The 23,650-nt window shown below is 45.7% G+C and carries 11 protein-coding genes; 10 read left to right on the forward strand and 1 reads right to left on the reverse strand.

Going from position 1 to position 23,650, the window contains the following annotated elements; genetic code table 11:
• Positions 1–14 precede the first annotated feature (14 nt).
• From AC58UX_RS02520 to AC58UX_RS02565, 10 genes are all read left to right on the forward strand, one after another.
• Positions 15–2,033: a dipeptide ABC transporter ATP-binding protein gene (locus AC58UX_RS02520; RefSeq protein ID WP_497249401.1), complete on the forward strand. Its 2,019-nt coding sequence runs from the start codon at positions 15–17 to the stop codon at positions 2,031–2,033.
• Between the two features lie 17 nt (positions 2,034–2,050).
• Positions 2,051–3,523, forward strand: coding sequence for a protein adenylyltransferase SelO (locus AC58UX_RS02525; protein ID WP_497249403.1), 1,473 nt, complete (start codon positions 2,051–2,053; stop codon positions 3,521–3,523).
• Between the two features lie 263 nt (positions 3,524–3,786).
• Complete coding sequence (locus tag AC58UX_RS02530) at positions 3,787–4,806, forward strand: S-layer homology domain-containing protein (RefSeq protein WP_497249405.1); 1,020 nt, start codon at positions 3,787–3,789, stop codon at positions 4,804–4,806.
• A gap of 165 nt (positions 4,807–4,971) precedes the next feature.
• The gene (locus AC58UX_RS02535) at positions 4,972–6,732 is read left to right on the forward strand and encodes a sensor histidine kinase (protein ID WP_497249407.1); all 1,761 of its coding nucleotides are present in this window, start codon (positions 4,972–4,974) and stop codon (positions 6,730–6,732) included.
• Between the two features lie 125 nt (positions 6,733–6,857).
• Positions 6,858–8,171 (forward strand): ABC transporter substrate-binding protein, encoded by a 1,314-nt coding sequence (locus AC58UX_RS02540; protein ID WP_497249409.1) that lies wholly within the window; start codon positions 6,858–6,860, stop codon positions 8,169–8,171.
• A 68-nt stretch (positions 8,172–8,239) separates the two neighbouring features.
• The gene (locus tag AC58UX_RS02545; RefSeq protein ID WP_497249411.1) at positions 8,240–9,121 is read left to right on the forward strand and encodes a carbohydrate ABC transporter permease; all 882 of its coding nucleotides are present in this window, start codon (positions 8,240–8,242) and stop codon (positions 9,119–9,121) included.
• A gap of 1 nt (position 9,122) precedes the next feature.
• Positions 9,123–10,019, forward strand: coding sequence for a carbohydrate ABC transporter permease (locus AC58UX_RS02550; protein ID WP_497249413.1), 897 nt, complete (start codon positions 9,123–9,125; stop codon positions 10,017–10,019).
• Positions 10,020–10,049: 30 nt separating this feature from the next.
• Positions 10,050–11,729, forward strand: coding sequence for a helix-turn-helix domain-containing protein (locus AC58UX_RS02555; RefSeq protein ID WP_497249415.1), 1,680 nt, complete (start codon positions 10,050–10,052; stop codon positions 11,727–11,729).
• A 161-nt stretch (positions 11,730–11,890) separates the two neighbouring features.
• On the forward strand, positions 11,891–16,408 hold the full coding sequence (locus AC58UX_RS02560) for a glycosyl hydrolase family 95 catalytic domain-containing protein (protein ID WP_497249417.1): 4,518 nt from the start codon (positions 11,891–11,893) through the stop codon (positions 16,406–16,408).
• A gap of 88 nt (positions 16,409–16,496) precedes the next feature.
• On the forward strand, positions 16,497–22,733 hold the full coding sequence (locus AC58UX_RS02565; RefSeq protein ID WP_497249419.1) for an endo-alpha-N-acetylgalactosaminidase family protein: 6,237 nt from the start codon (positions 16,497–16,499) through the stop codon (positions 22,731–22,733).
• Here AC58UX_RS02565 and AC58UX_RS02570 read toward each other — a convergent pair.
• Positions 22,730–23,554 carry an AraC family transcriptional regulator gene (locus AC58UX_RS02570; RefSeq protein WP_497249421.1) on the reverse strand — a complete coding sequence of 275 codons (825 nt, stop codon included), beginning with the start codon at positions 23,552–23,554 and terminating at the stop codon, positions 22,730–22,732. The two genes, AC58UX_RS02565 and AC58UX_RS02570, sit on opposite strands and share 4 nt — an antisense overlap.
• Positions 23,555–23,650: the final 96 nt, after the last annotated feature.

The following is a 23,650-nucleotide window of genomic DNA, read 5'->3' on the forward strand; positions in this document are numbered from 1 at the left end:
GGAGGCGGCGCAAGTTGAAGCAACTGCTTGAGATTGACAACTTAAGTGTACAATTTACAACCAATAAAGGGTCGTTCACGGCCATTCAAGACATATCTTTAAATATTGGCGTAGGCGAAACCATCTGTCTTGTCGGAGAATCCGGCAGTGGCAAATCGGTTACATCGAAATCAGTTATGCGCTTAATCGATTATGAAAATGGCCGTATATCCGGTGGTCAAATCGTACTTGATGGCGATGATTTAACGACGTTGTCACAGCATGATCTTCGGGCATTGCGTGGAAAAAAAATGGCGATGGTCTTCCAAGAGCCTATGGCGGCTTTTGATCCGGTATTTACCATAGGCAGTCAAATTACGGAAGTGATCATTCAGCATAAGCAGGGAAATCGGGAACAAGCCTGGGAGCGAGCTGTGTATTTATTAAAGCGTGTCGGCATTCCAGAGCCAGAAATCCGAATGAACCAGTATCCAGGGGAGCTTTCAGGCGGGATGCTGCAGCGAGCGATGATTGCTATGGCGCTTACCTGCAGTCCACAGCTGCTTATCGCGGATGAACCTACGACTGCGCTTGATGTCACGATTCAAACGCAGATTCTTCACCTGCTGCAGGAGCTAAAAGAAGAATTCAATATGTCTATTCTGCTCATCACCCATGATTTGGGGATTGCTGCAGAGATGGCAGACAAAATCATCGTCATGTACGCGGGACAAATCGTTGAACAAGCAAGCGTGGAGCAATTGTTCGCTCAGCCCCATCATCCGTATACAAGAGGGTTACTTCGCTCCATTACGACGATGGATAGCAACCGTACATCCCGCTTGTTCTCGATAGATGGGACGATTCCCCATCTATCGGATTTACCATCTGGTTGCCGGTTTCACCCGAGGTGTCCCTTTGCGACCGAACGCTGTGTGAAGGATAGTCCACCTTTGCGTAATGTGAATGAACGGCTTACGGCTTGTTGGTACTCGGAAGAATTGGTACAGCGTGCCGAGTGGCAGCAGGTGGCGGCGGTTGTAGACACAAGGATAGAAACGAAGATAGAGAAAAAGGTAGATACAAAGGAAGAAACGCTTTTCGAGGTGAAAGGGTTAAGTAAATTCTACCCCGTTGGTAAAGGAACATTAAGTCGTTCGAAGTCCTATATACGCGCGGTTGAAGACGTTTCTTTCTCGATAAAGAAGGGGGAAACCTTTGGATTAGTCGGTGAATCTGGCAGCGGTAAGTCAACCCTAGGCCGAGTGCTGCTTCAGCTGGAGCGGGCAACAGAAGGAGAGGTTTTGTTCGAAGGGCAAGATTTATCCAAGCTTTCGGGCAAAGGACTGCAGGAAGCACGTCGAGACATGCAGGTTATTTTCCAAGATCCTTACGGTTCTGTGAACCCCCGTTGGAAGGTAGGCGATATTATTGGTGAACCCTTTGATATCCATGAATCATTAAGTAAGGCAGAGAAACGGGCGAAAGTAGAAGACTTGTTGGAGCTAGTAGGGCTAAATCGTTCTATGTATGATCGGTTTCCTCACGAGTTTTCGGGAGGCCAGCGACAGCGAATTGGCATTGCGAGAGCCATCGCGCTCAATCCAAAGTTTATCCTTGCGGATGAGGCCGTATCTGCGTTGGATGTCTCCGTACAGGCGCAAATCGTAAATTTAATGCAGGATTTGCAGAAAAAGCTGGGATTAACGTACTTATTTATCGCTCACGGCTTAAATATTGTTCGCCATCTATCCGATCGTATCGGTGTTATGTACTTGGGCAAGCTTGTTGAAATCGCACCTAGTGAGGAGCTGTTTCGCCATCCGTCTCATCCCTACACGAAGGGCTTACTTTCTTCCATTCCATCTACGGATCCCACGCAAAAAAGAGCGTGGATCGAGATCGAAGGGGAAATCCCTTCTCCTGCTAATCCACCGTCTGGCTGCAGATTCCACACGCGCTGCCCTGCGGCAACTGCAAGGTGTAAAGAAGTGCAGCCTGAACTATTGCAAATTAGGGAAGGGCACTGGACAGCTTGCCATTACCCTTTGTGAATCGATAAGGAGACATGATGTCAGAGAATCGAGCAGTCAAAGATGCGGGATGGAACTTCGACAACAGCTATGCGCGGTTGCCTAGTTTCTTTTATACCAAGATCAATCCAACTCCAGTGAGCTCACCGAGGTTAGTGAAATTGAATGCTCCATTGGCAGCAACCCTGGGTTTAGATGAAGAAGCGTTGCGAAGTCATGACAGCTTAGCCGTATTTGCTGGAAACAAATTACCAGATGGCGGGCTGTCTATAGCGCAAGCTTATGCAGGGCATCAATTTGGACAATTTAATAGGTTAGGGGATGGGAGAGCACATCTTATTGGTGAGCAGTTGACTCCCCAAGACAAACGAGTCGATATTCAGTTGAAGGGTTCAGGTAAGACACCTTACTCCCGCTATTTGGATGGAAGAGCAGGACTTGGACCGATGCTGCGCGAGTACATCGTGAGTGAAGCTATGTATGCGCTGGGGATTCCGACTACCCGGAGTCTAGCCGTTGTTTCAACAGGCGAATCATTCATTCGCGAAACGGAACAACAGGGTGCCATTCTAACCCGTGTCGCTGCTAGTCATATCCGCTTTGCTACCTTTCAGTATGCATCGCACTTCGGTACGATGGAAGATCTCCGCGCGCTGGCTAATTTCACAATAGGAAGACATTTTCCTGAGGCTGTTCGTCATGAAAATCGCTATTTAGCGCTGCTTCAAGAGGTGATTAAGCGCCAAGCGCATTTGATTGCGAAATGGCAGCTAGTTGGGTTTATACATGGCGTGATGAATACGGATAACATAACCATCAGTGGAGAAACCATTGATTATGGCCCATGTGCATTCTTGGATGTTTATGATCCAGCAACCGTGTTCAGTTCCAGAGACACAGAGGGCCGCTATGCCTTTGGCAAACAGCCTGACATGGCCGCCTGGAATCTCGCCAGATTTGCTGAAGCACTCCTACCATTGCTACATGAAGAGGAGAAGCAGGGCAGCAAACTGATCGAGGATGAGCTTGCACAATTTTCCGAGCAGTATCATGCTCATTGGTTCTCCGGCATGAGGTCTAAGCTGGGGATATTGGAGGAGGAGCAAGGAGATCAATCCCTCATTGAGGAGCTGCTCCATCTGATGCAGACGTATCGCGCGGATTATACGAATACGTTTCGTGCTTTAACGTTGGATGAGACACAAGATACGGACCTGTTTAACAGCCCTGAATTTAGGCTGTGGCATGAATTGTGGCAGGCGAGATTGGGTAGGCAGGAGGAAACGAAAGCTTCCTCACTACAACTGATGCGCAATAGCAATCCGGCGATAATCCCACGAAATCATCTCGTAGAAGAAGCATTAGAAGCCGCTGTAAAACATGGTGATTATAGTGTCATGGAACAGCTGCTTGCTGTTCTTTCAAGCCCATTTGAATACTCCGCTGAGCAGGTTGAGTATGCAACGCCGCCTTTGTCGAACAGCTGTTACCGTACCTTTTGCGGTACTTGAGTAAGTAGATGAACCTTGCGATTCTTCGTAAGGTTTTTTTGCATTTAGAAATCTCAGTAGTCCGATATTTCCGAACTAAAACGAGGATAGCGCACAAAACTTGTCCCGTACAGATCAAAAATAATCATGTACACAACCAAAAAGATCATGAAAATGTATTCTCCCTATAGCTATACTTTTCATAGAGACGGAAGTGATTTTGTCATTCGCAGATTTGCAAACGCTTGCAAAAAATGTCGTTTTATACGAGAGGATGAGTAAGGATGAAACGAAAAACAATCCTAGCTACCGTAGTCTGCAATCTTTGTTTGGGTTTGATTGGGACAGCTCCTGCTTTTGCGGAGAATGCTTCCCAGTTTGTCATGAAGACATCAGATCTCGAATCGACGGGTGAGTTTACCGTTACTATGAAAGGTGAAAATATTCAGGATTTGTATGCCTATGAGGCCAAATTTAGCATTGATCCTAGCAAGCTGGAGGTTATTAGCGCTGAAACGAACATAGAGGGTTTCTCCGTCTCTCCACTGATCAAAGGGAATGAGCTTACGATAGCTCACACCAAAGTAGGAAAGGTAGAGGGTGAGAAGGGGAATTTAGATATTGGCACAATTACCTTCCGAGCTAAGAAAGTAGGCGTAACGAACATTAAATGGACCACGTTAAAAATTGTAGATCACAATTTAAAAAGTCAAACTTTTACTCGGAATGATGCCGTAGATGTTAGTAAAATTTTCAGCGATCTTGTTGGGCATTGGGCCAAGACAGATGTTATGCAAATGGTTACGAAGGGTATCGTAGAGGGAATGGATGACGATCATTTTGCACCGAATATAAGCGTGACAAGGGCGCAATTTGCGACCCTGCTGGCCAAAGCATTACAGCTGAAAGATGACAAAGCAGATCAGATGCCATTCAACGACGTAGCAGCTGGCAGCTGGTATGAAGGGACAGTAAAGAAGGCTTACTCAGCGGGACTCATTAATGGGGTATCTGCGACGGCATTTGCTCCTGAGACCAACATTACACGCGAGGAAATGACAGCGATGCTGATCAGAGCTAAGGCATATACAAGCGGAACAAAAGTGGAGGATATGAAGATGGACGAATCAATCCATTTTGGTGATGATGACGTAGTGAGCGACTGGGCAGCATCCTTTGTAAAGCTTGCTGTTGGGGCAAAACTCATGGAGGGGAGAACAGCTACAGACTTTGCGCCACTGGCACCTGCAAGCCGGGCCGAAGCGGTTGTTGTTCTGAAGCGACTCTTGGCTGGGGGAGAGTAAGGGGGTTGCTCTGCCAACCTGCTGGGAAAAGGGAGATATTGTCGTTCATCCAATTAAAGGACATCGCCCTAAATAGACCGAATGTATGTTTACGAAGTCTTATTTCGTATTTGAACTTACGGGGTGAAGGTGTTGAAGTTATTTGCTAAACCATGGTCATTTTCAGTGACTCTCCATATTTTATTAATTGTTATGGTTGTTTTTCCGATTGTGACCATCTCTACCATGATTCTTCATGTATACAAACGCGATTTACTGCAGCAAACAACGGAGCGAACCTTGCAAACCCTTCATGCTGTCACCTATTCCGCTCAGCAGGAGATCAGTAAAATTGAATACGCTGCTGCTGCCGTCGGTGTGGATCGAGATGTTTTATCAACAGCAACATCACTGCATCAAGCGGATGAGAGCAACCGATTCAAGTATATCAACGAGCTGACACTTGCGCTGAGCAGATACACCTACTCGATGTCCAGCCAGCTTCTGGCGATCCATTTTTTCTATAAAGATGGAGGCGTGTATTCGTTTAAGCAGAACTTGACCAAGGATGAGCAGGAGCTGCGTTCGGAAGCGTGGTATCAAAGCTTACTTAAGCAAAAAGATAATGTGCAGTTTCTTAGTCTGCAGCAAACGCTCTTATATGGTGTAATGGAGCCGTTAGCCGTGGCAGCCGCGATTGCACCCAGTGATTACCATACGCTAAGTAATGTCGAAATGATTTATTTTTCACTGAATGAGGAAGCGTTTGATAAAATCTTAAGACAGCAGCCCAACGACGATTCCACCTATGTCATTGTCAGCAAGGAAGGGCAGGTAGTCACAGCCAGCTACAATTGGGATCAATCGAGCTTAACGCCGGCAAAGCTAGAGCAAATCAGAGGTGCGCGTGAAGGGCATTTTATCGATCAGGTGAGCGGTCGTCAGATGCTAGTCACCTATGCGAGCGTTGGGGATACAGGCTGGAAGGCTGTTCAAGAAATACCGTACAGTAAGGTTACCGCCAACTATGCGCGTATTTTTAAGTTTGTCCTATTCGCAACAATCGCCGTTATCGTTGTATTTCTGCTAATTTCGTTTTATTTAGTTCACAGTTTAACAAGGCCTATTCATGTACTAGTCCGTAAAATGTCGCTTGTAATGGAAGGGGAACTGAACGCCAAGATTGGGACCTCTAGAATTGCGGAAATGGCAGCGTTAGGCAAAACGTTCAATCATATGCTGGATCAAATTAAGCTGCTTCTACGGCAGCGAGAGGAACAGGAGCAAGCGAAGCGGAAAGCAGAGTTTGCTGCCTTGCAGTCGCAAATTAATCCGCACTTTCTCATTAATACATTGAATGCCATCAAGTTAATGGCGCTGATTAGTAAAGTGGATAACATCCGTAACATGACCAATGCCCTGATGCGACTCGTCTCCTCCGCATTTAACCGAGGCGGTGTACTTATCCGTTTTTCTGATGAAATCGCCAATTTAAAGCATTATCTCTATATCATGGAGATTCGTTATGGCAATAAATTTGAAGTGGAATGGGACATCGATCCGCAGGCAGAATCAAAGTATTTACTTAAGCTGCTGCTTCAGCCGATTTTGGAAAATAGCATCGTACACGGTATGGCTGGCAAAGAAACACGTGGGAAAATCGGTATTCAAGCACGCATTCACGAAGGCAGCCTGCATATTGTGATCTCCGATAATGGCGAGGGGATGACAGAAGAGCAGCTCGAGGAGTTCCGTACAAGGCGCAGTCCGCATACGTTTACGGGCATGGGTGTTGCCAATGTCCATCATCGGATCCAGCTGCACCATGGCGAGGATTACGGCATTATTTTGACTGTGAATGAGCCAAAAGGAACGAAAGTGTCGATGAAAATCCCGATTATTCTTCGTGATCAGGAAGAAGAGCGACCGCTTCGATTGGAAGCTTAAATCAGATCCAAAAAGATCAACTTCATAGCCGAAAAGATCATTTGGATACGTTTTCATCCCGTGTATGATAAAGACAGGTTAAACAACAACCGAATCAAGAAACATTCATTGGAGGGGTTTCAAGAATGGGAAAAACAAAATTGATAAGCACAGCATTAGTAGGCGGACTTGTTATGCTGAGCGCACTGACAGGATGTGCCAAGGATACGGCTTCACCTGCAGCTTCAGTCAAACCAGCCGAAAGCAAGGCGGCGGTCGCGACGCCTAAACCAGCAGAACCAGTGAAGTTGAAGCTTGCGATGTGGGATGCCAAAGGCGATCTCAAATTCTGGACAGACAAAGTGAAGGAATACACGAAGCTGAAGCCGAACGTGACCGTAGATATTGAGATGGTACCGGACAACGGCGGTCAATACTTGAAGGTACGATTAGCAGCGAATGATTTGCCTGATCTGTTCTACCTCAAGCCTGCACATATGCAAATTTACAAGCAATCCCTTCTGCCACTCGATGATTTAGCAGGTGCTAAGAATAATAAGTTTCCAGCGAAAATTGATGGAAAAACATTAGGCGCACCGCTCGTTTCTTTCTCGGAATTTGTATACTTCCACCCAAGTATCTTCAAAGAGTTGAACTTGGAAGTACCGAAAACAATGCCTGAGTTTCTCTCAACGATGGATAAAATTAAAGCGAATGGTAAATATACGCCAATTGCCATCGGAGGCAAGGAAGACTGGACATTCTATCCATTCATGGAGTTCGGCCCTCACATTCTTTCTGGGGATGAGAACTACTTAGCGAATTTGGCGAAGACGCCGGAACCTTTCGGAGAGGGCAGTACATTTGATAAAGCTGGGAAAATCATCAAAGAAATGTCAACTAAGAAACTGGCAGGACCTGATGCCCTATCCATATCTTTTGATCAATCCACACAATTATTCGAATCCAAAAAAGCGGCGATGATCGCAGCGGGTCAATGGTACTACGGAGACTATGCGAATAAAGTGAAAACAGATGAAGATCTTGGCGTATTCCCTCTTCCTTTCCGCACGACAGAAAGCGAGCCACTGACATCCATGACTGTATCCGATATGAATATCGGGATTAACAAAAACAGTAAAAATGTAGAAGAGGCAAAAGCATTCTTCGACTGGATGTTCAGTAAAGATGTGTACCAATCCTTCATTAATATGGCGCAACAGTTCTCCACGATCAATGGTGTGAGCACGGATCTTCCTTTCTTTAACAAATGGACAGAAAAGTATCCGTTTAAACCATTTATCTACTCAGCAACGGATGAAGGCTTTGCCAAAGTAAGCGGTGCGGCACAATTTGATTTCAAAAAAGCTGCACAGGAAATTTACTCTGGCAAACCGATTGAGACATTAGAGAAAGAACTGAACAACAAGTGGAAGAAAGCGGTTGAATCGAACAAATAGGTAAAGAAATAGAGGGTACTATCTAAGCGATTGGAATAGTGCCCTCTCTTGTATACAGGAGTGATTACATGAATTATCGTATGCAGCAGAAAGTCGTCATCGTTTCGTTTTTATTCGTACCTGTTGCTCTCTTACTTTTGTTTCTCATATATCCGACTTTGCAATTGTTTCGCTACAGCTTTACGAGCTGGGATGGGTATAGTCCTAGCTTTAAGTACATTGGCTTTAACAATTATAAGCAAATGCTGTTTGATTTCCCTGAAGCTTGGCATGCCATTCGAAACAACGTCACTTATTTTATTCTTCATGCCATTGCCATCCCGTTGGAAATCATCATGGCTGTACTCTTAACAAGAGCACTGCGAGGGAGCGCGTTTTTCCGCTTCTCGGTGTTGATGCCTTACATTATTAATGGTATCGCGGTGGCTTATATGTTCAGCTACATTTATAATCCGATTAATGGTCCGTTGAATGAGCTGTTGAAAGCGATGGGGCTCGAATCATGGATTCAAAGCTGGCTGAGCGATGCAAAGATTGTGAATTATTCCTTGGTCGTTGTATCTTTATGGCGTTACAGCGGCGTGCATATCGTGTTGTTTCTTGCAGGACTGCAATCGATTCCGAAAGACCTGTATGAAGCAGCAGAAATTGATGGGGCGAACTTTTGGCAACAGCAAAGGTATGTAACGCTCCCAGGCATCCGACGCGTGATTGAAATTATTTTGTTCATGAATGTATCTGGAGCCCTTCTGCAGTATGATATTCCGCTTGTTATGACGAACGGCGGTCCAGGCAGCGCAAGCAGCACATTTGGACTCTTTTCACTCCAAACCGCATTTACTTACAACAATTACGGTCTGGCCTCAGCGATGGCAGTTATTCTCTTATTACTGATTATCATTTTTTCATCGTTGCAAGCATGGATCGTGAGAGACAGGAGTGGAGCTTAGCATGGAACGAACACTAACGCTTGAACAGACGAGAAAGCAGCCGTTGCCAAGCCGTACGCGATCGATGAGCAAACAGCGTGTAGCTGCTAATATCGTGTACTATGTGCTTTTTACGCTGATGGCTATCCTGATTTTCGTACCCATTTTACTCGTTGTATTTGGCTCGTTTAAAACGAATTTGGAGCTTGCTGAAACGTCGCCGTTTTCGCTTCCAAAGAGTTTTTTTCATATCGATAATTACGTGAGTGCTTTGAAAGAAGGCAATATGATTCGGGGGCTTGGGAACTCGGTCGTGCTTGTGGTATTGAGTATGCTAGGAAATATGCTGCTTGGGACGATGACCGCGTTTGTGCTTAATCGTTTTCAGTTCAGAATGAAAAAGTGGATTCTCCTCCTGTTTATGATGTCGATGATTATTCCGGCTTACACGACAGAGATTGCTCGCTTTCAACTCCTGCATACACTCGGCGTTTATAATACGTTGGGAGCACCGCTGCTTATTTATATTGGCACGGATATTATGCAGATTTACATTTACATGCAATTTCTCGAAAAGATTTCGGTACAGCTTGACGAGAGTGCTATGCTGGATGGTGCGTCGTATGTTCGAATCTTTCGTTCGATCATTTTCCCGCTGCTGCTGCCTGCAACGGCAACTCTAGCGATTTTAAAAAGTGTGACGATCATGAATGATATCTTCGTTCAGCAGTTATATATGCCTAATAAGAAGTTAGCGACGTTGGCTACTTCATTGACTTCGTTCGTGAGTACACGCAGTTCGGACTTGTCTATGCTCTGTGCAGGTATTATTATCGTTTTATTACCGAGTGCCATCTTCTATATCGTTTTTCAACGGTATATTTTTAAAGGACTTATGGATGGAGCGGTGAAAGGATAAATACAACGGAATCAACTTCACGGATGGGGGATGAACAGGTTGTTTAAAATGATGATTGTCGACGATGAACCGCTTGTTCGTCTAGCGCTTCAACATATGATCGACTGGGAAAGCATGGGCATCCAGGTGGTTGTTGAAGCTGGCGATGGCATGGAAGCTCTAGCTATTCTGGAGCAGCACGGCGATATCGATTTGATGCTGCTTGATATTGAGATGCCCAGACTTAATGGCATTGAGCTGCTGCGAGCACATCCGGCAATTGTACAGAAGCGAAGACCTGTCGCCATCATGTTAAGTGCTTACAGCGAGTATAGCTATGTGAGAGAAGCTTTTTTGCTAGGCGCGATTGATTTTATTGTGAAGTCGGATATGGATGAGGAACATCTGGTTCCCGTTGTCTTAAAGGCACTTAATGAACTTCACACACAGGAGACGCCAACCCCTGTTGTAAAGCGAATGGATGATGAGATCGATAGGAAAAGCGAGACCCTTCGGCAGCTCATCTCCATTAATCCTCTGCAGGAAGAATCCACCTATGCCACTGCAGGGACGGGGATCTCGGAGTGGCTTGAAGAAGCGAATCAGCTGGTTGCCGTAATTACGATTTCACAAGGCTCACCTGAAGCTGCAAGGAAGGGGAAAACTGTAAACGACGAACAGACACAGCGGTTTATTATGCAGTCCGTGCAAACCGTTCTCGACGCCATGTCCTTAAAGCATCTCTTATATGGGAAGAGTCCGTCAGAATATGTGCTATTCTGTTCGTTCGCAGAATTTCGCAGTGAAAGTATGATTCGAGAAAAGGTACAGGCTGCCTTCTCGATGATTCAAACCCGTCTAAATCAGTATGTCAATGTGTCCATTTCGATAGGGATAAGCGATCTAGCTAGTGGTGCCAAGGCTTGGTACCGCCTGTATCAGCAAGCTGCCCATTTGGCTTCTATGAGTTATTTTGCTGGATTTAATAAGGTGTTCTACCCGGAAAGCTGTATGGAGCTTGGAAAATACGGTGCGGATAGCGGAATTGAGCATGCCCGTAAGCTTCAGGTTACGCTGAAAACAACGGGAGCAGCTATTGCGCAGCTTTTAGAACAAAGTAACGCCCAGCTATGGTCCAAGGAGTTTGAGCAGATGGAGCTGCTGCTTGGGCAAACATGGGGTTGGAGACCGCAAGATGTTCACACTGCATTTGAGGACTTGCTGTGGGAGCTTGGCGGGTTGCTCTATCGGAAAGGAATTCGTTGGGATGATCTCGACGAAGAACTCCAGCATCCTTTTGAATACATGAAGAGTTTGGAGACATTGGATGAGACGAAAACCTGGCTGCAACGCATGTGCAGTCAGTTATTTCAACACATTCACGGAAAAACAATGGATGTTAACTATAGCGGTGTTGTCACACTAGCCAAGCAATTTCTTGATCTCCATTATACGGAGGACGTGAATCTCACGATGATTAGCGAAATGGTTGGCGTTAGCGAAGGTTACTTAAGTAAGCAATTTACCAAAGAGGTCGGTTGTAATTTCATCCAATATTTAACGAATTTACGTATCGAGGAATCAAAAAGGTTAATGAAAAAGAAGGGCAATAAAATTACCGATATTGCTGAAACGGTCGGGTATCTGAATGTGGAGCATTTCAGTAGAATGTTCAAGAAAACGACGGGATACAGCCCTAAGCTGTATCGAGAGAGTTTGATGAACGGGTAGCGGTAGTTAATGATGAAAGTGTATTTTCGCTGAAGATACGCTTGATTCGTTATGTCTTAAATGATACATGTCGTATCATGTCGAGTTTCGTCGCAATATGCAAGGCCACTTTTTGATAACCAGAAAGGGTGATTGTTTTGCGCAAGCTGCTGAGATTAACCATGAAGAAGAAATCGATTGTAAGTCTCCTGATGGCCGCATGTATAACGACTGGATGGACTGGCATATCTACTGTTTTGCCGATTGAAACCGCACATGCGGCATCTACCGTTACAAACACAGGGTCTGCGGGTCCTCCAGCGCATAACCTTGCTTTATGGTATCGACAACCAGCAACTGATTGGCAAACACAAGCGCTGCCGATTGGCAATGGATTCATGGGCGGCATGGTGTTTGGCGGTGTTGATCAAGAGCATATTCAGTTTAACGAGAAGACACTCTGGACGGGGGGCCCGGAGTCGAAGGCTGGAGGGGGAAGAGACGGCAACAGAGACGGGGCTGCTGACCATTTGGCGGATGTAAATCAGAAACTAGCTAGTGGCGATGTAGCCGGGGCAAGTGCGATTGCTGAGCAATACTTGACAGGAACTTTAAATGATTATCCGGAATTCGGAAATTATCAAAATTTCGGTGATATCTACTTTGATTTCGCACTTCCAGCATCAGTGAATGTTACCGACTATCGGCGGGAGCTTGATCTGGAGGATGGTATTGCGCGAGTGACCTACAAACAGAATGGTATCACGTATACACGCGAATATTTCATGAGCTATCCAGATAATGTGATGGTTATGCGTCTTACTAGTAGTCAACCGAATCAAATGAATTTGGATATCAGGGTTACAAGTCCGCAGACGACGCCTTCTATCGTGGCTAATGGCAGTACACTGACCTTGAGCGGCAAGCTGGCTGACAATGATATGGCATATGAATCACAGTTCCGTGTCCAAACCGATGAGGGAACGGTGACTGCTGGCAGTGGGAAGCTGACGGTAGCTAGTGCTAGCTCTGTGACGATTCTCATGTCGGCTGCCACCGATTACGCCAATCATTATCCGGACTATGTAGGAACGGATCCACATGTAACCGTCAATGATAGGTTGGCAGCCGCTTCTGCCAAGTCGTATGAGACGCTGCGTACACGCCATCTAGCGGACTATCAACAACTCTTTAAGCGAGTATCGCTTAATTTGAATGATCAAGTTGCTACGATTCCGACCGACCAGCTCCTGACAAGTTATAAAAGTACGCGCAACAGTGCATTAGAGTCCCTCTATTTCCAATATGGCCGCTACTTGCTCATTGCTTCATCACGTGAAGGCTCACTGCCAGCCAATTTACAAGGGGTTTGGAATAACTCGAAGACACCGCCATGGGGCGCGGATTACCATACGAACATCAATCTTGAAATGAATTATTGGCCTTCGGAAGTGACGAATTTAAGTGAAACGGCCATTCCGTATGTGGATTTTATTGATTCGTTGCGAGCACCAGGGCGAGTCACAGCGCAGAAACATCATGGCGTATCAGGCTCAGGGTGGACGATCCATACGTTTACCAGTATTTTTGGCTACACCGCACCGGGCTGGGATATCAGTAATTGGGGTTGGCAGCCAGCGGCAGGAGCTTTCCTCTCGCAGCAATTATGGGAGAAATATTTGTTCACTGGCGATACGGACTATTTAAGAAATAAGCTGTATCCCATTATGAAAGAAGCGGCTGAGTTTTGGACAAAAACGCTTGTCACGGATACAGATGGGACTTTAGTATCTACGCCAGGTGTTTCGCCTGAACACGGTTCATTAAGCATTGGGGATTCCTATGATCAAGAGCTTGTTTGGCAATTATTCACCAATTGCATTGAAGCAAGCCAAGTGCTCGGTATCGATGCTCAATTCCGCAACGAACTCCTAGATAAACGCAGCAGGCTCTCGATGCCGAAAATCGGGAAATACGGGCAAGTACAGGAATGGAAGGAAGATATTGATGATCCGAACGACCAGCATCGCCACATCTCGCATTTGGTGGGGTTATATCCTGGCAACTTAATCAATAAAGTAACAACGCCCGACCTGTTCAATGCGGCGAGAGTAACCCTTACACAGCGTGGTGATGAAGCAGAGGGGTGGAGCAGAGCGAACAAACTGAACATGTGGGCTCGCATGCTCGATGGCGACCATGCCGAGAAGATTCTCCAAGGACAGCTTGACGTAAGTACTTATTCGAATTTATTCAATATAGGTCCGCCTTTTCAGATTGACGGGAACTTCGGAGGAACATCGGGGATTGCAGAGATGCTTTTGCAAAGTCATACAGGCACGATTGATTTGTTGCCTGCGCTTCCTTCGACCTGGCCGAAAGGTGATGTGAAAGGCTTGAAGGCAAGAGGCGATTTTGAAGTGGATATGAGCTGGAACGGGACAATACTGACGAGTGCGAAAATCACTTCCTTAGAGGGCAATGTGGCACATGTAAAGGAGAAAACGTTCACACATACGGGGCAATTTCAAGTGTTGACAGCGGCTGACGCTACTCCGGTGAGCTACACGCGTAGTGGTGATACGATCACTTTTGCTACCGAAGAAGGCCAATCCTATACGATTACATCCAGTGTCACACCGCCTCCACTTCCACCAACGCAAGTGCAATCACCGGCACATACGACGACAACTGTGGATTTGCAGTGGACGGCACCTACTAGCGGAGCAACGGTTGCGGGCTATGTGGTGGACGTTTACCAAGGTTCGACGAAAACGCGAAGTATCAATGTGCCAGCTGCAAGCACAAGCCTGCAGGTAACAGGGTTAAACGAGAAGCAGCTATACCGCTTCGTGGTTTGGTCCAAAGATGCCGAAGGCACACTTTCTACGACTAGTAATGAAACGACTGCATTTACCTTTGTAGGGGATGCTTATCAGCAAAATTTTGATAACGGTGTGGTCGGCGGGTGGAAGAAATCTTCAACGACGGGAAGCGCCACATTCACCGTGGAAAATAATGCGTTGAAAGTAGTTGCCAATCCAGTAGCGATCATGGTCGACGATCATTCACCTGTGTACAAAGATGCTGATTTGGCCATGAAGCTGAAGGTTCAAACAGGGATGGGGAGAGTCGGACTGCTCTTCCGCTACACGGACGTGAACAATTATGCCGGTGTGCTGTATGATGGCAAATGGCTATGGTATTACGTGAAAGACGGTGTAGAACACTATGGTGAACTAGCTCCAATAATGCTTACGAATGGCCAAACGTATGACGTGAAAGCGAGTTTTGTTGATTCCAGTATTAAACTATGGATCGATGGTCAACAGGTTGGTTCTACAACCGTAGCTGATTTTCTGAATACGCCTGGGAAAATAGGTCTGAGAACATGGTTTGATAACAAAGTATTGTACATCGACGATGTGAATTATATCAATACAAGACCGAGTGCTGTTCAACCCGTACAGAAAATCAAGGTTGATGACCGTGATCCTGCCATTGTGTACACGGGGACATGGAGCACGTATAACGATAGCGCAGATTATAGCGGTACGGAGAAGTACATTGGTACGGCAGGTGCATCGGCACAGTTTACCTTTGTCGGTACCTCCATTGATTTTATCAGTATGAAGCAAACAAATCTGGGGAAAATCGATGTGTACCTGGACGGCGTTTTAGCACAGGCAGATATCGATGGCTATGCAACATCGACGACTAAACAAGTTGTCCTGTTTAGTCGAAGCGGGTTAGTTGCTGGAACACATACGATTAAGGTCGTCGTGAAAGGAACGAAAAATGCTGCATCCAGTAATACAATCGGGGCTATCGATGCTTTTGTATATACGCCGGCAACGAATCCCCTCCAATCGATTGGGTTAACGAATATTCCGGCAGCGATGAAAGTGGGAGATACGGTCAGTTCGGTCGTCTATGCAACATACGGTGAGAACGATAGCTCACTTGTTACCGAGGGCATAACGTATGAAAGCAGTAATCCGTTGGTTGCTTCCATCGACAGCACGGGCATCCTCCATGCTTTAAGCCCAGGGCAAACGACCATCACTGCGGCATGGGGAGGAAAGCAGGCTACACAAGAAGTGATTGTATCAGCTGTAGTTCCAAGTGAACCGACAGCGTCCTTAACTGGACCGGCATTTATTACGTCTGGTGCTACTTTTACTTTGCAATATGCGCTAACGCCTATGCAGAATGTGTATGCGCAGGATCTAACCATCACGTATAACCCTGATCAATTGGCCTTCCTTTCGGTGCAGTCTCTTCATCCTAATCTGATTATCGTGAATAAATCAGAGCAACCGGGCAAGGTTAGACTGCTGTTAGCAAGCACGACCGCAGATGCTGCGAATGTGACTGGCGCATTGCTAGCCTTACAATGGCAGGCAAAAACCATCGCGCAATCCGCAGCGCTCACACTTGCCGACGTAAAGGTAGCGAACGGCAGCGGAGTTGAATCACGCGTCAATGGCAGCTCGCTCAGCGTTCAAATCAGATCTGTTTCAGGCGATTTGAATGTAGATGGCAAATTCTCCATTGGTGACTTAGCGATTGTGGCTTCCGCATATGGCAAAACATCGGCAGACGCTGATTGGAATCAATACAAGCTGGCGGATATCGACAATGACAACGATGTAGACATTGATGACCTTGCATGGGTAGCATCCAAGATTTTGGAATAACACGCAATTCCTCAAACGATGCCCCGAAAGAAACGCGATTGATAGTTAGCTTTCGAGGCATCGCAAACAATAAGCAGGAGGTTATGAGATGAGGTCAATTAGGCGTAAATTAAGCGTTATTCTTTCAACTACACTCTTAGCTACAAGTGTACTTCCATTATCAGGTGCGTTTCAGATGTTTGGTAATGCTACAGCATTGGCAGCGAGTGGTCAGAGTACGACCTACACAAATGATTTCGAAAGTGGAACAGAAGTAAACCTCTCTGATAAAGGGGCAGTAACGTCCGACACAGCGGTAAGCGCAAGAGCTACCTACTCTGGAATGAATGGTCAATTTTTGGCTGCGAAGAACCCGAATGGCGGAAATGAAATCTTTTATTTTAACGATATGCCTGATGTGGCTAATGGGACATTCGAAGCTAAAATAAACATTGATGGAGGGGCTTCTGAGCAGTTTGGATTCATAGCAAGATATAAGGATCCAACGCATTATGCGATGGTTTCACGTGACGGGAATGGTTGGATATGGGATGGGTTTAATGGGGGAAGTGAGGTTTGGGGGTCTTATTTAAACAAGACAATCAAACTCGATCCTGGCAAAACATATACATTTAAAATGACATTCAGCGGGGATACATACGAAGTATATCTCGACGGAGCACTTGTCTACACATCAAACTCTGGTGGTGCCCTACCGCTTGCGGGGGGGAAGGTGGGCTTTCGATCTTACTACGCTGCAAAGACATTAAATATCGATGATGTGAAAGTAACGGATAGCGATAAAGGAAATGCGGTCGTCTATACGAGAAATTTTACAGATGACGCAACGCCGGGCTTACAAATGGGGGCTGCGACAGCCGTTGTTCCTACGTATTCGTTCAAAACGCCTTTACAAGGCTTTAATGGAAAGGTTGCACAAATAACGACAACAAATGGCGCAAGCCAAGTGGTTGACAGCAAATCACCGTTAGCCATTAATGGAACTTACAGCACGAAGCTGCAGCTAAATGGCAATTACAGCTCTGCAGGACTGTTGTTCCGATATGTCGATGAGAGCAACTGGAGTTCAGTTAGAACGGATAGTACTGGTAACTGGACGTTAACAGGTAAAAAAGCCGGAGCAGATGTATCGTATAACTTAACGAGCACGCCTCAACCCTTAAGTTCAGGCGTGGCACACAATGTGAGTGTAGCGTATGAAGGGGATACCTATACCCTTACAGTGGATGGCACTGAGATCTATACGGGTACACAAGTGGGCATGTCCGTTATGAATGGCAGCCAGGGTTACACAGCAAGCTCCACAGGAACATTAACAACTTACATGGATGATATGCAAGTTACGTATAAGGAAGGTGACGTCTATACACCGCCGAAACCAACGACGTACATTCGGAATTATAACGATGGCCTAACAGGCACTTGGAATAAAATAGATGGAACGGCCTACTCACCGATACCAGCTATCGCGAATAATAAGCTGAACATCTCCAATCTGTTCGGAGAAATCTATGATAACGATTCGCTGCCGATCCAAGATGGTACCTACACCATCAAGTTCAGAACGAATATCGATACGGGACGTATCGGATTTATTTTCAGATACATCTCCCCTTCACAGCCTTACGCGATGATTTACTATAATACAAACGGGAATTGGGGCTGGCAAACCGATGCTTCGCATTACGGCGACCTGACAACCAGCGGGCCTAATATTACGGCAAATACCGATTACACACTTAAAATTAAATATATCGGCAAGAGCATTAAGGTCTGGTTAAACGACACGTTGGTTTGCAGCGGAAGTGCGGATTTCCCAGTCGCTGAAGGTAAGGTAGGCTTAAGAAGTTGGTTTACATCGAAAAATATTACGATCAACCAAATCGCACAAGAAGCTTATATCCCGCCAACACCGCCGCAACCGACAACGCTTCAGCCGATTACGATTTCATCCGATCAATTAAGTGTGACGCTGGATAACCGCTTCCCGACTATACGCAGTTATACGTGGCTAGGTAGCGAGGCACCGAATGCAACCCTGCAAGGTCAAACCGATTTTCTATACAATGTAAAAATAAACGGGAATGACGGCTTCGCAACTGTACGAAGTGCCACGAAAACAGCAGGAGATACCGTCGTTTATCAGCTAGACGTTCCTGTCTTGGATGATACCTCAGAAGCTCCAGCAGGCACTGTGAACATGGCAGTTACGTATAAAGTCACAGGCAATATCGTGAACATGGCTACACATATTAATAGTGAACCTTCAGGTTACAAAGTGCGAACAGTAGAATTCCCTAACCATAAGTTAGTTACGGTGTCGAGCAGCAACCCTGATGCGCAAGGGGCTTCCTCATGGGTAACTGGGGAATGGAACAAAATGAGTGATGAATTTTATACCAATGATGCGATCTACGGAACGAAACTTAAAGATCAAGCTGTGGATAGTAAGCTAAGATCGTACGGTTTTGTAAGTGATGGCAAGTTAGCGGCGTCGATGATGAATGATGTTGTCGAGACACCAGGCAAAATTGTAATGAATATTGAAGCAGATTCCGATGGTGTTAATAAGCAGCTTTCGATGTGGAACGGTGTGTGGACGGCAAGAGGAGATATCATCGATGACAGTAAATTCCCACCGAAATTTGATTTCTCTTCAAAAATTATTATTGCACCTGATCGGAACGATGATGGCACAGCGGATTGGAAAGATGCAGCGATTGATTTCCGCAATGAATGGTCGGAAAATCTCCTTCCAGGCGCAAGCGAAATCAATAAATATGTCTCGTATATTGCGATGAACTTCAACAGCTTAGCGCAAAACCCATTCTTACGTACATTGGATAACGCCAAGAAGCTATACAATTTGTACGATGGATTCGGGCAACTTATTCTGGAAAAAGGATATCAGGCAGAGGGGCATGATGATAGTCACCCAGACCTTGCAGGCCATTTCGGCATTCGTGAAGGCGGGTTGAAAGATTTTAACACGCTTGTCGATGAAGGCTTAAAGTACAATGTGAAAGTCGGCGTTCATACGAATATTGATGGTCAAGATCCCGATGCTTATTATGCTAAACCGGAAAATTGGGGCAGCACGAGCTCAAACTATGACTGGGTTGACCCTACGTATCCATCGAATCGTGCCAAAGATTTAGCAGGCGGTGATTTGGAGAAAAGGTATACCCAGCTTAAACAAGAAGTGCCGAATCTTGCTATGATTTATGATGATGTCTACAGCGGAGCTGGTTGGCACGCGAATCAATTTTCTAAAATTATTCAAAATAAACTAGGCTTCTGGTTTGCCACAGAGTTCTCTGGGCCGCTTGAGGAAAATGTGATTTGGACCCACTGGGGAACCGATCCTTATTACCCAAGTAAAACACCGGGCAGTCAGATTATCCGTTTTATTAAAAACCAGTATCAAGACACGTTCCAAGCACCAAGCCCGTATACTAGCGTTTTATTGAGAGGTATGCTGCAGGCAGGGGTTGGGACTTGGCAAGGCAGAACGGATATGCAGAACGGGATTGATTTATTTTATAATAACAATTTGTTGACGAAATATATGCAGCACTTCCCAATTCTTAATACGACGCATGATGCTTCTGGTATGGATAAAACGGTCGTTTTTGGAGACGGAGTCGTCGCTTCCTTGGATGAATACCATGCAGATAGCGCAGATTCGAATTATATCATTGGCACAGCTTCGCTCAAGAAGGACGGCAAAACGATTGCGAAATATGATGTGTTGAACCATAAAAACTGGGGAGATACTGGCGTAGGTCAATTAGATGTAAGTAATCAGAAGAGTCAGCTTTTCCTGCCATGGGATCCACAAAATGAATCCAAGATCTACTACTGGAATCCAAAAGGTGGTTCGACAACGTGGGAATTGCCTAACAGCTGGAGCGGCTTGTCTTCCATTGAAATGTATAAGCTTACGGACACAGGGCGTGTATGGGAGCGCACGCTGCCAGTTGCGGGTGGTTCAGTCACGATCAACAACACAACCATCGGCGTTCCGTATGTGATCTACAAATCTAAAGCGGATGAACAAAATGCAGATACACAGCAAGCTGGCGATTTCGGATTCGGCGGACCTGTGAAAGATCCGGGCTTCGATAGCGGTGCTTTTGCTTCATGGGAGAAAACCTCTACAACGAATGCGACAGCTGGGCATGTAACTGTTGAGCATGATTCCTTGAAGAACAACTTCCTAAAAGTGGCTGGGAAAGACGATGCTACGATTACACAGAACGTCTACGGACTGGAAGCGGGGAAAACGTACACGGCTTCGGTTTGGGTAGATATTAATAATGCTACGACATCAACCGGTAACGAAAACAAGTCGCGAAGCACCTCAGACAGAACAGTGACGATTGGCGTGAAAAACTATGGCGGCCCGGAAGTAACGAATTTTATCACTTCATCGAAGATCAAGAACTTAGAAGAGCCTAGTAAATTCAAAAATACGTTCTATCAACGGATGAAGGTTGATTTTACGGCGGATGCCACAGGAAAAGCAACGATTTACCTGAAAGCTGATGCTACGAGCGCAGCGAATTCCAACGTGTGGTGGGATGATGTGAAGCTGTGGGAGAATCCAAGCAAGACCGATTTTGGCACTCATTACTTCTATGAGGACTTCGAAAATGTCTCAGAAGGCTATGGTCCATTTATGTTCCAAGCAGCTTCGAGCGGAGGTCAGACGCATTTGGCAGAAAAGGTGAGTGATGAGCTGAAAGCTGCCGATCCTTATATTACGCAGCCAATGACTTACGTGATTAACGGGAATTTCTCCTTGAAGTCGAACGAACAAGATTTCATTTCAAATGCAAGTACGCCGCTTGTTGCTGAGCTCTTGGCAACTGTGCCATCAACGCTCAAGCTATTGCCGAATACCCATTATAAAATCAGCATGAGTTATGAGGCGAATAAAGCAGGGTTGTATCAGCTTTCTGCCAAATCAAGATCAAATGGTCAGACCTATAGCGTGCCATTGTCCACTGCAACAGGTACAGGCAAATCCTTACTACCAGGATTTACGCTGCCGATTATTAAATCTACAGGTACAGCGAATGCGGTATTAGATTTTGAAACGGGCAGTAAGGACGATTATTATATTGCCATCGAATCAGTTAAACAAACGGCCCAGCCGTCATTATCAGCGATTGATGTTGTGTTAATCGTCGATGATTTGGTTGTCGATGATTTAACCCATCCACAAGCGTTGACAGCCGCAGAGGTTGCTGCTGGCATTACTAGTATCGCAGCTCCTGCACAGGATGCCAGCAACTTGACACTGCCAAATGTGCCAGCCGGTTACAGCCTTGCAATTAAAAGTACGGATCAACCTTCGGTTATTCAATTGGATGGAACTCTTGTACCAACTGATGAGGCGCACACAGTAAATCTCGTTTTGGAAGTGACGCGGACGTCAGATGGTACCAAAGCGTTGACGGTTAGTTTGCCGGTTGTCGTACCAGCTAAGTCGGCACAACCCAATAAGGTTCTACTTGATGGTGTGAACACGGTTATTACTGGAGGCACGTTTGATTTGACCTACGGATTGGCCAATACAGCGGAGAACATCTTAGCTCAGGATTTGACGTTCACCTTCGATCCAGCCAAAGTTGAATTTGTTGGTGTTGAATCAGTCAGCGATCGTTTAACCATTGTGAATAAGAAGCTGACGGGAGATCAGGTCCGAATTCTTGCGGTCAAAATCGGGGGGGATTCGGGAACGGTTGCTAACGACGATCTGCTGCAGTTGCATTGGAAATCCAAATCCCTAAGCGAATCGTCGGGTACCACAATTACGATTTCAAAGCTGTTGATCGCAGATGCCACTGGAGAGGAAACTAGTCTCGCCATAACGTCTCATGGTATTGCCATTGCGTATGTGGATAAAGCGTCGCTGCAAGCCCTTATCTCGGAGGCTCAGCAATTGCATGATGCAGCAGTGGAAGGTATACTCGTCGGTCAATATCCAGTTGGCTCCAAAGCGGATCTGCTTGAGGCGATCGGCACGGCGATTGCGGTCATTAATGATGCGTCTGCAAGCCAAGATGATGTTGCACAAGCTGCGAGCGAATTGAGTGCTGCACTGGCAAACTTCAAAGCTTCAATGATAACAGGAACACCAGGAGATCTAAACAACGATACGAAAGTAAGTATCGGTGACTTGGCTATTGTTGCGAAGCACTATGGCGCAACTTCGGCTGATGCAAACTGGAACTCCATTAAATTTGCTGACGTTATTAAAGACGGTGTAATCGATATTGCGGATCTTGCTTGGATTGCTAACAAGATTTTGAACTAGATCTTCTCAGTGCCCATCAATTTCACCTTACGGTACGTGCTGGGGGATTGATCGAATGCTTTCTTAAATAGCTTGGAAAAATGAAATTCATCATAAAAATGCAGCTTAGCTGCAATTTCTTTCAACGATAAGCTAGTGGTTTCGAGAGCAACTCTCGCAGCCGCTAGCTTTAGTTTTATTAGATAATCGGTTGGAGATAAGCCTGTTAATGCGCGGAACCTAGTGAAAAAGGTCGTACGCGACCAGCCGCTTAGCTGGAGCAGGTCTTCAATGCGAATTTGCTTGTCCAAATTCCGATGGATATAGATGAGGATTTGGTTGAGCTCGATGTGATGAGAAAGAGCAACCACGGCATGTTCTTTTGCCCATAGAAGTAAAATTTCTTGCAGCAAGATGTTGGATGCATATTCGAAGCCAAGGGGCTGTGCAATCAGGCCGTCAATCATCCGTTCGCACATTTGCATGGCTTCTGCCATTTTACCAGTAGAATTCACTTCCCTTATTGGAAGCCGAAGATTGCGGGCCATGTCCAGTTGGCTGAATTCCAGGAAATAAAACTTCCAATCGTTGTTTAGACATTTGTACATGGCAGGAATGCCGTCCTCTACGAAGAAAAAGGTGTTTTTCTCTAGTTGGTAAGTTCGATCGGCCACTGTAATGCTGCCTTCTCCTTCATAGGTAATGAATAGACCTGGAATTTCAAAGCCACTCCGTTTCATTACTTCATAGCGATTATCAGCATGAACCTTCCAGATGGAGAGAAATACGGGGGTGGGAACGTCTTGCTTTTCTAATTTATAGGGAATGTCGATAAAGGTCATGGGGGACTCCTCCGCTTCGAGCATCATTATTGTACGATTATACATGAAATGGCAACGCTAATCCATGGTTGAAATCGTCACCACAACCTATACTTA

The organism is Paenibacillus sp. J22P90, from assembly GCF_059692195.1.

What these genes read in the sequence shown, in the direction of transcription:
- AC58UX_RS02525 (WP_497249403.1), top strand. Translation starts at nt 2,051, where the DNA reads ATGTCAGAGAATCGAGCAGTCAAAGATGCGGGATGGAACTTCGACAAC.
- AC58UX_RS02530 (WP_497249405.1), top strand. Translation starts at nt 3,787, where the DNA reads ATGAAACGAAAAACAATCCTAGCTACCGTAGTCTGCAATCTTTGTTTG.
- AC58UX_RS02540 (WP_497249409.1), top strand. Translation starts at nt 6,858, where the DNA reads ATGGGAAAAACAAAATTGATAAGCACAGCATTAGTAGGCGGACTTGTT.
- AC58UX_RS02545 (WP_497249411.1), top strand. Translation starts at nt 8,240, where the DNA reads ATGAATTATCGTATGCAGCAGAAAGTCGTCATCGTTTCGTTTTTATTC.
- AC58UX_RS02550 (WP_497249413.1), top strand. Translation starts at nt 9,123, where the DNA reads ATGGAACGAACACTAACGCTTGAACAGACGAGAAAGCAGCCGTTGCCA.
- AC58UX_RS02555 (WP_497249415.1), top strand. Translation starts at nt 10,050, where the DNA reads ATGAACAGGTTGTTTAAAATGATGATTGTCGACGATGAACCGCTTGTT.
- AC58UX_RS02560 (WP_497249417.1), top strand. Translation starts at nt 11,891, where the DNA reads ATGAAGAAGAAATCGATTGTAAGTCTCCTGATGGCCGCATGTATAACG.
- AC58UX_RS02565 (WP_497249419.1), top strand. Translation starts at nt 16,497, where the DNA reads ATGAGGTCAATTAGGCGTAAATTAAGCGTTATTCTTTCAACTACACTC.
- AC58UX_RS02570 (WP_497249421.1), bottom strand. Translation starts at nt 23,554, where the DNA reads ATGACCTTTATCGACATTCCCTATAAATTAGAAAAGCAAGACGTTCCC.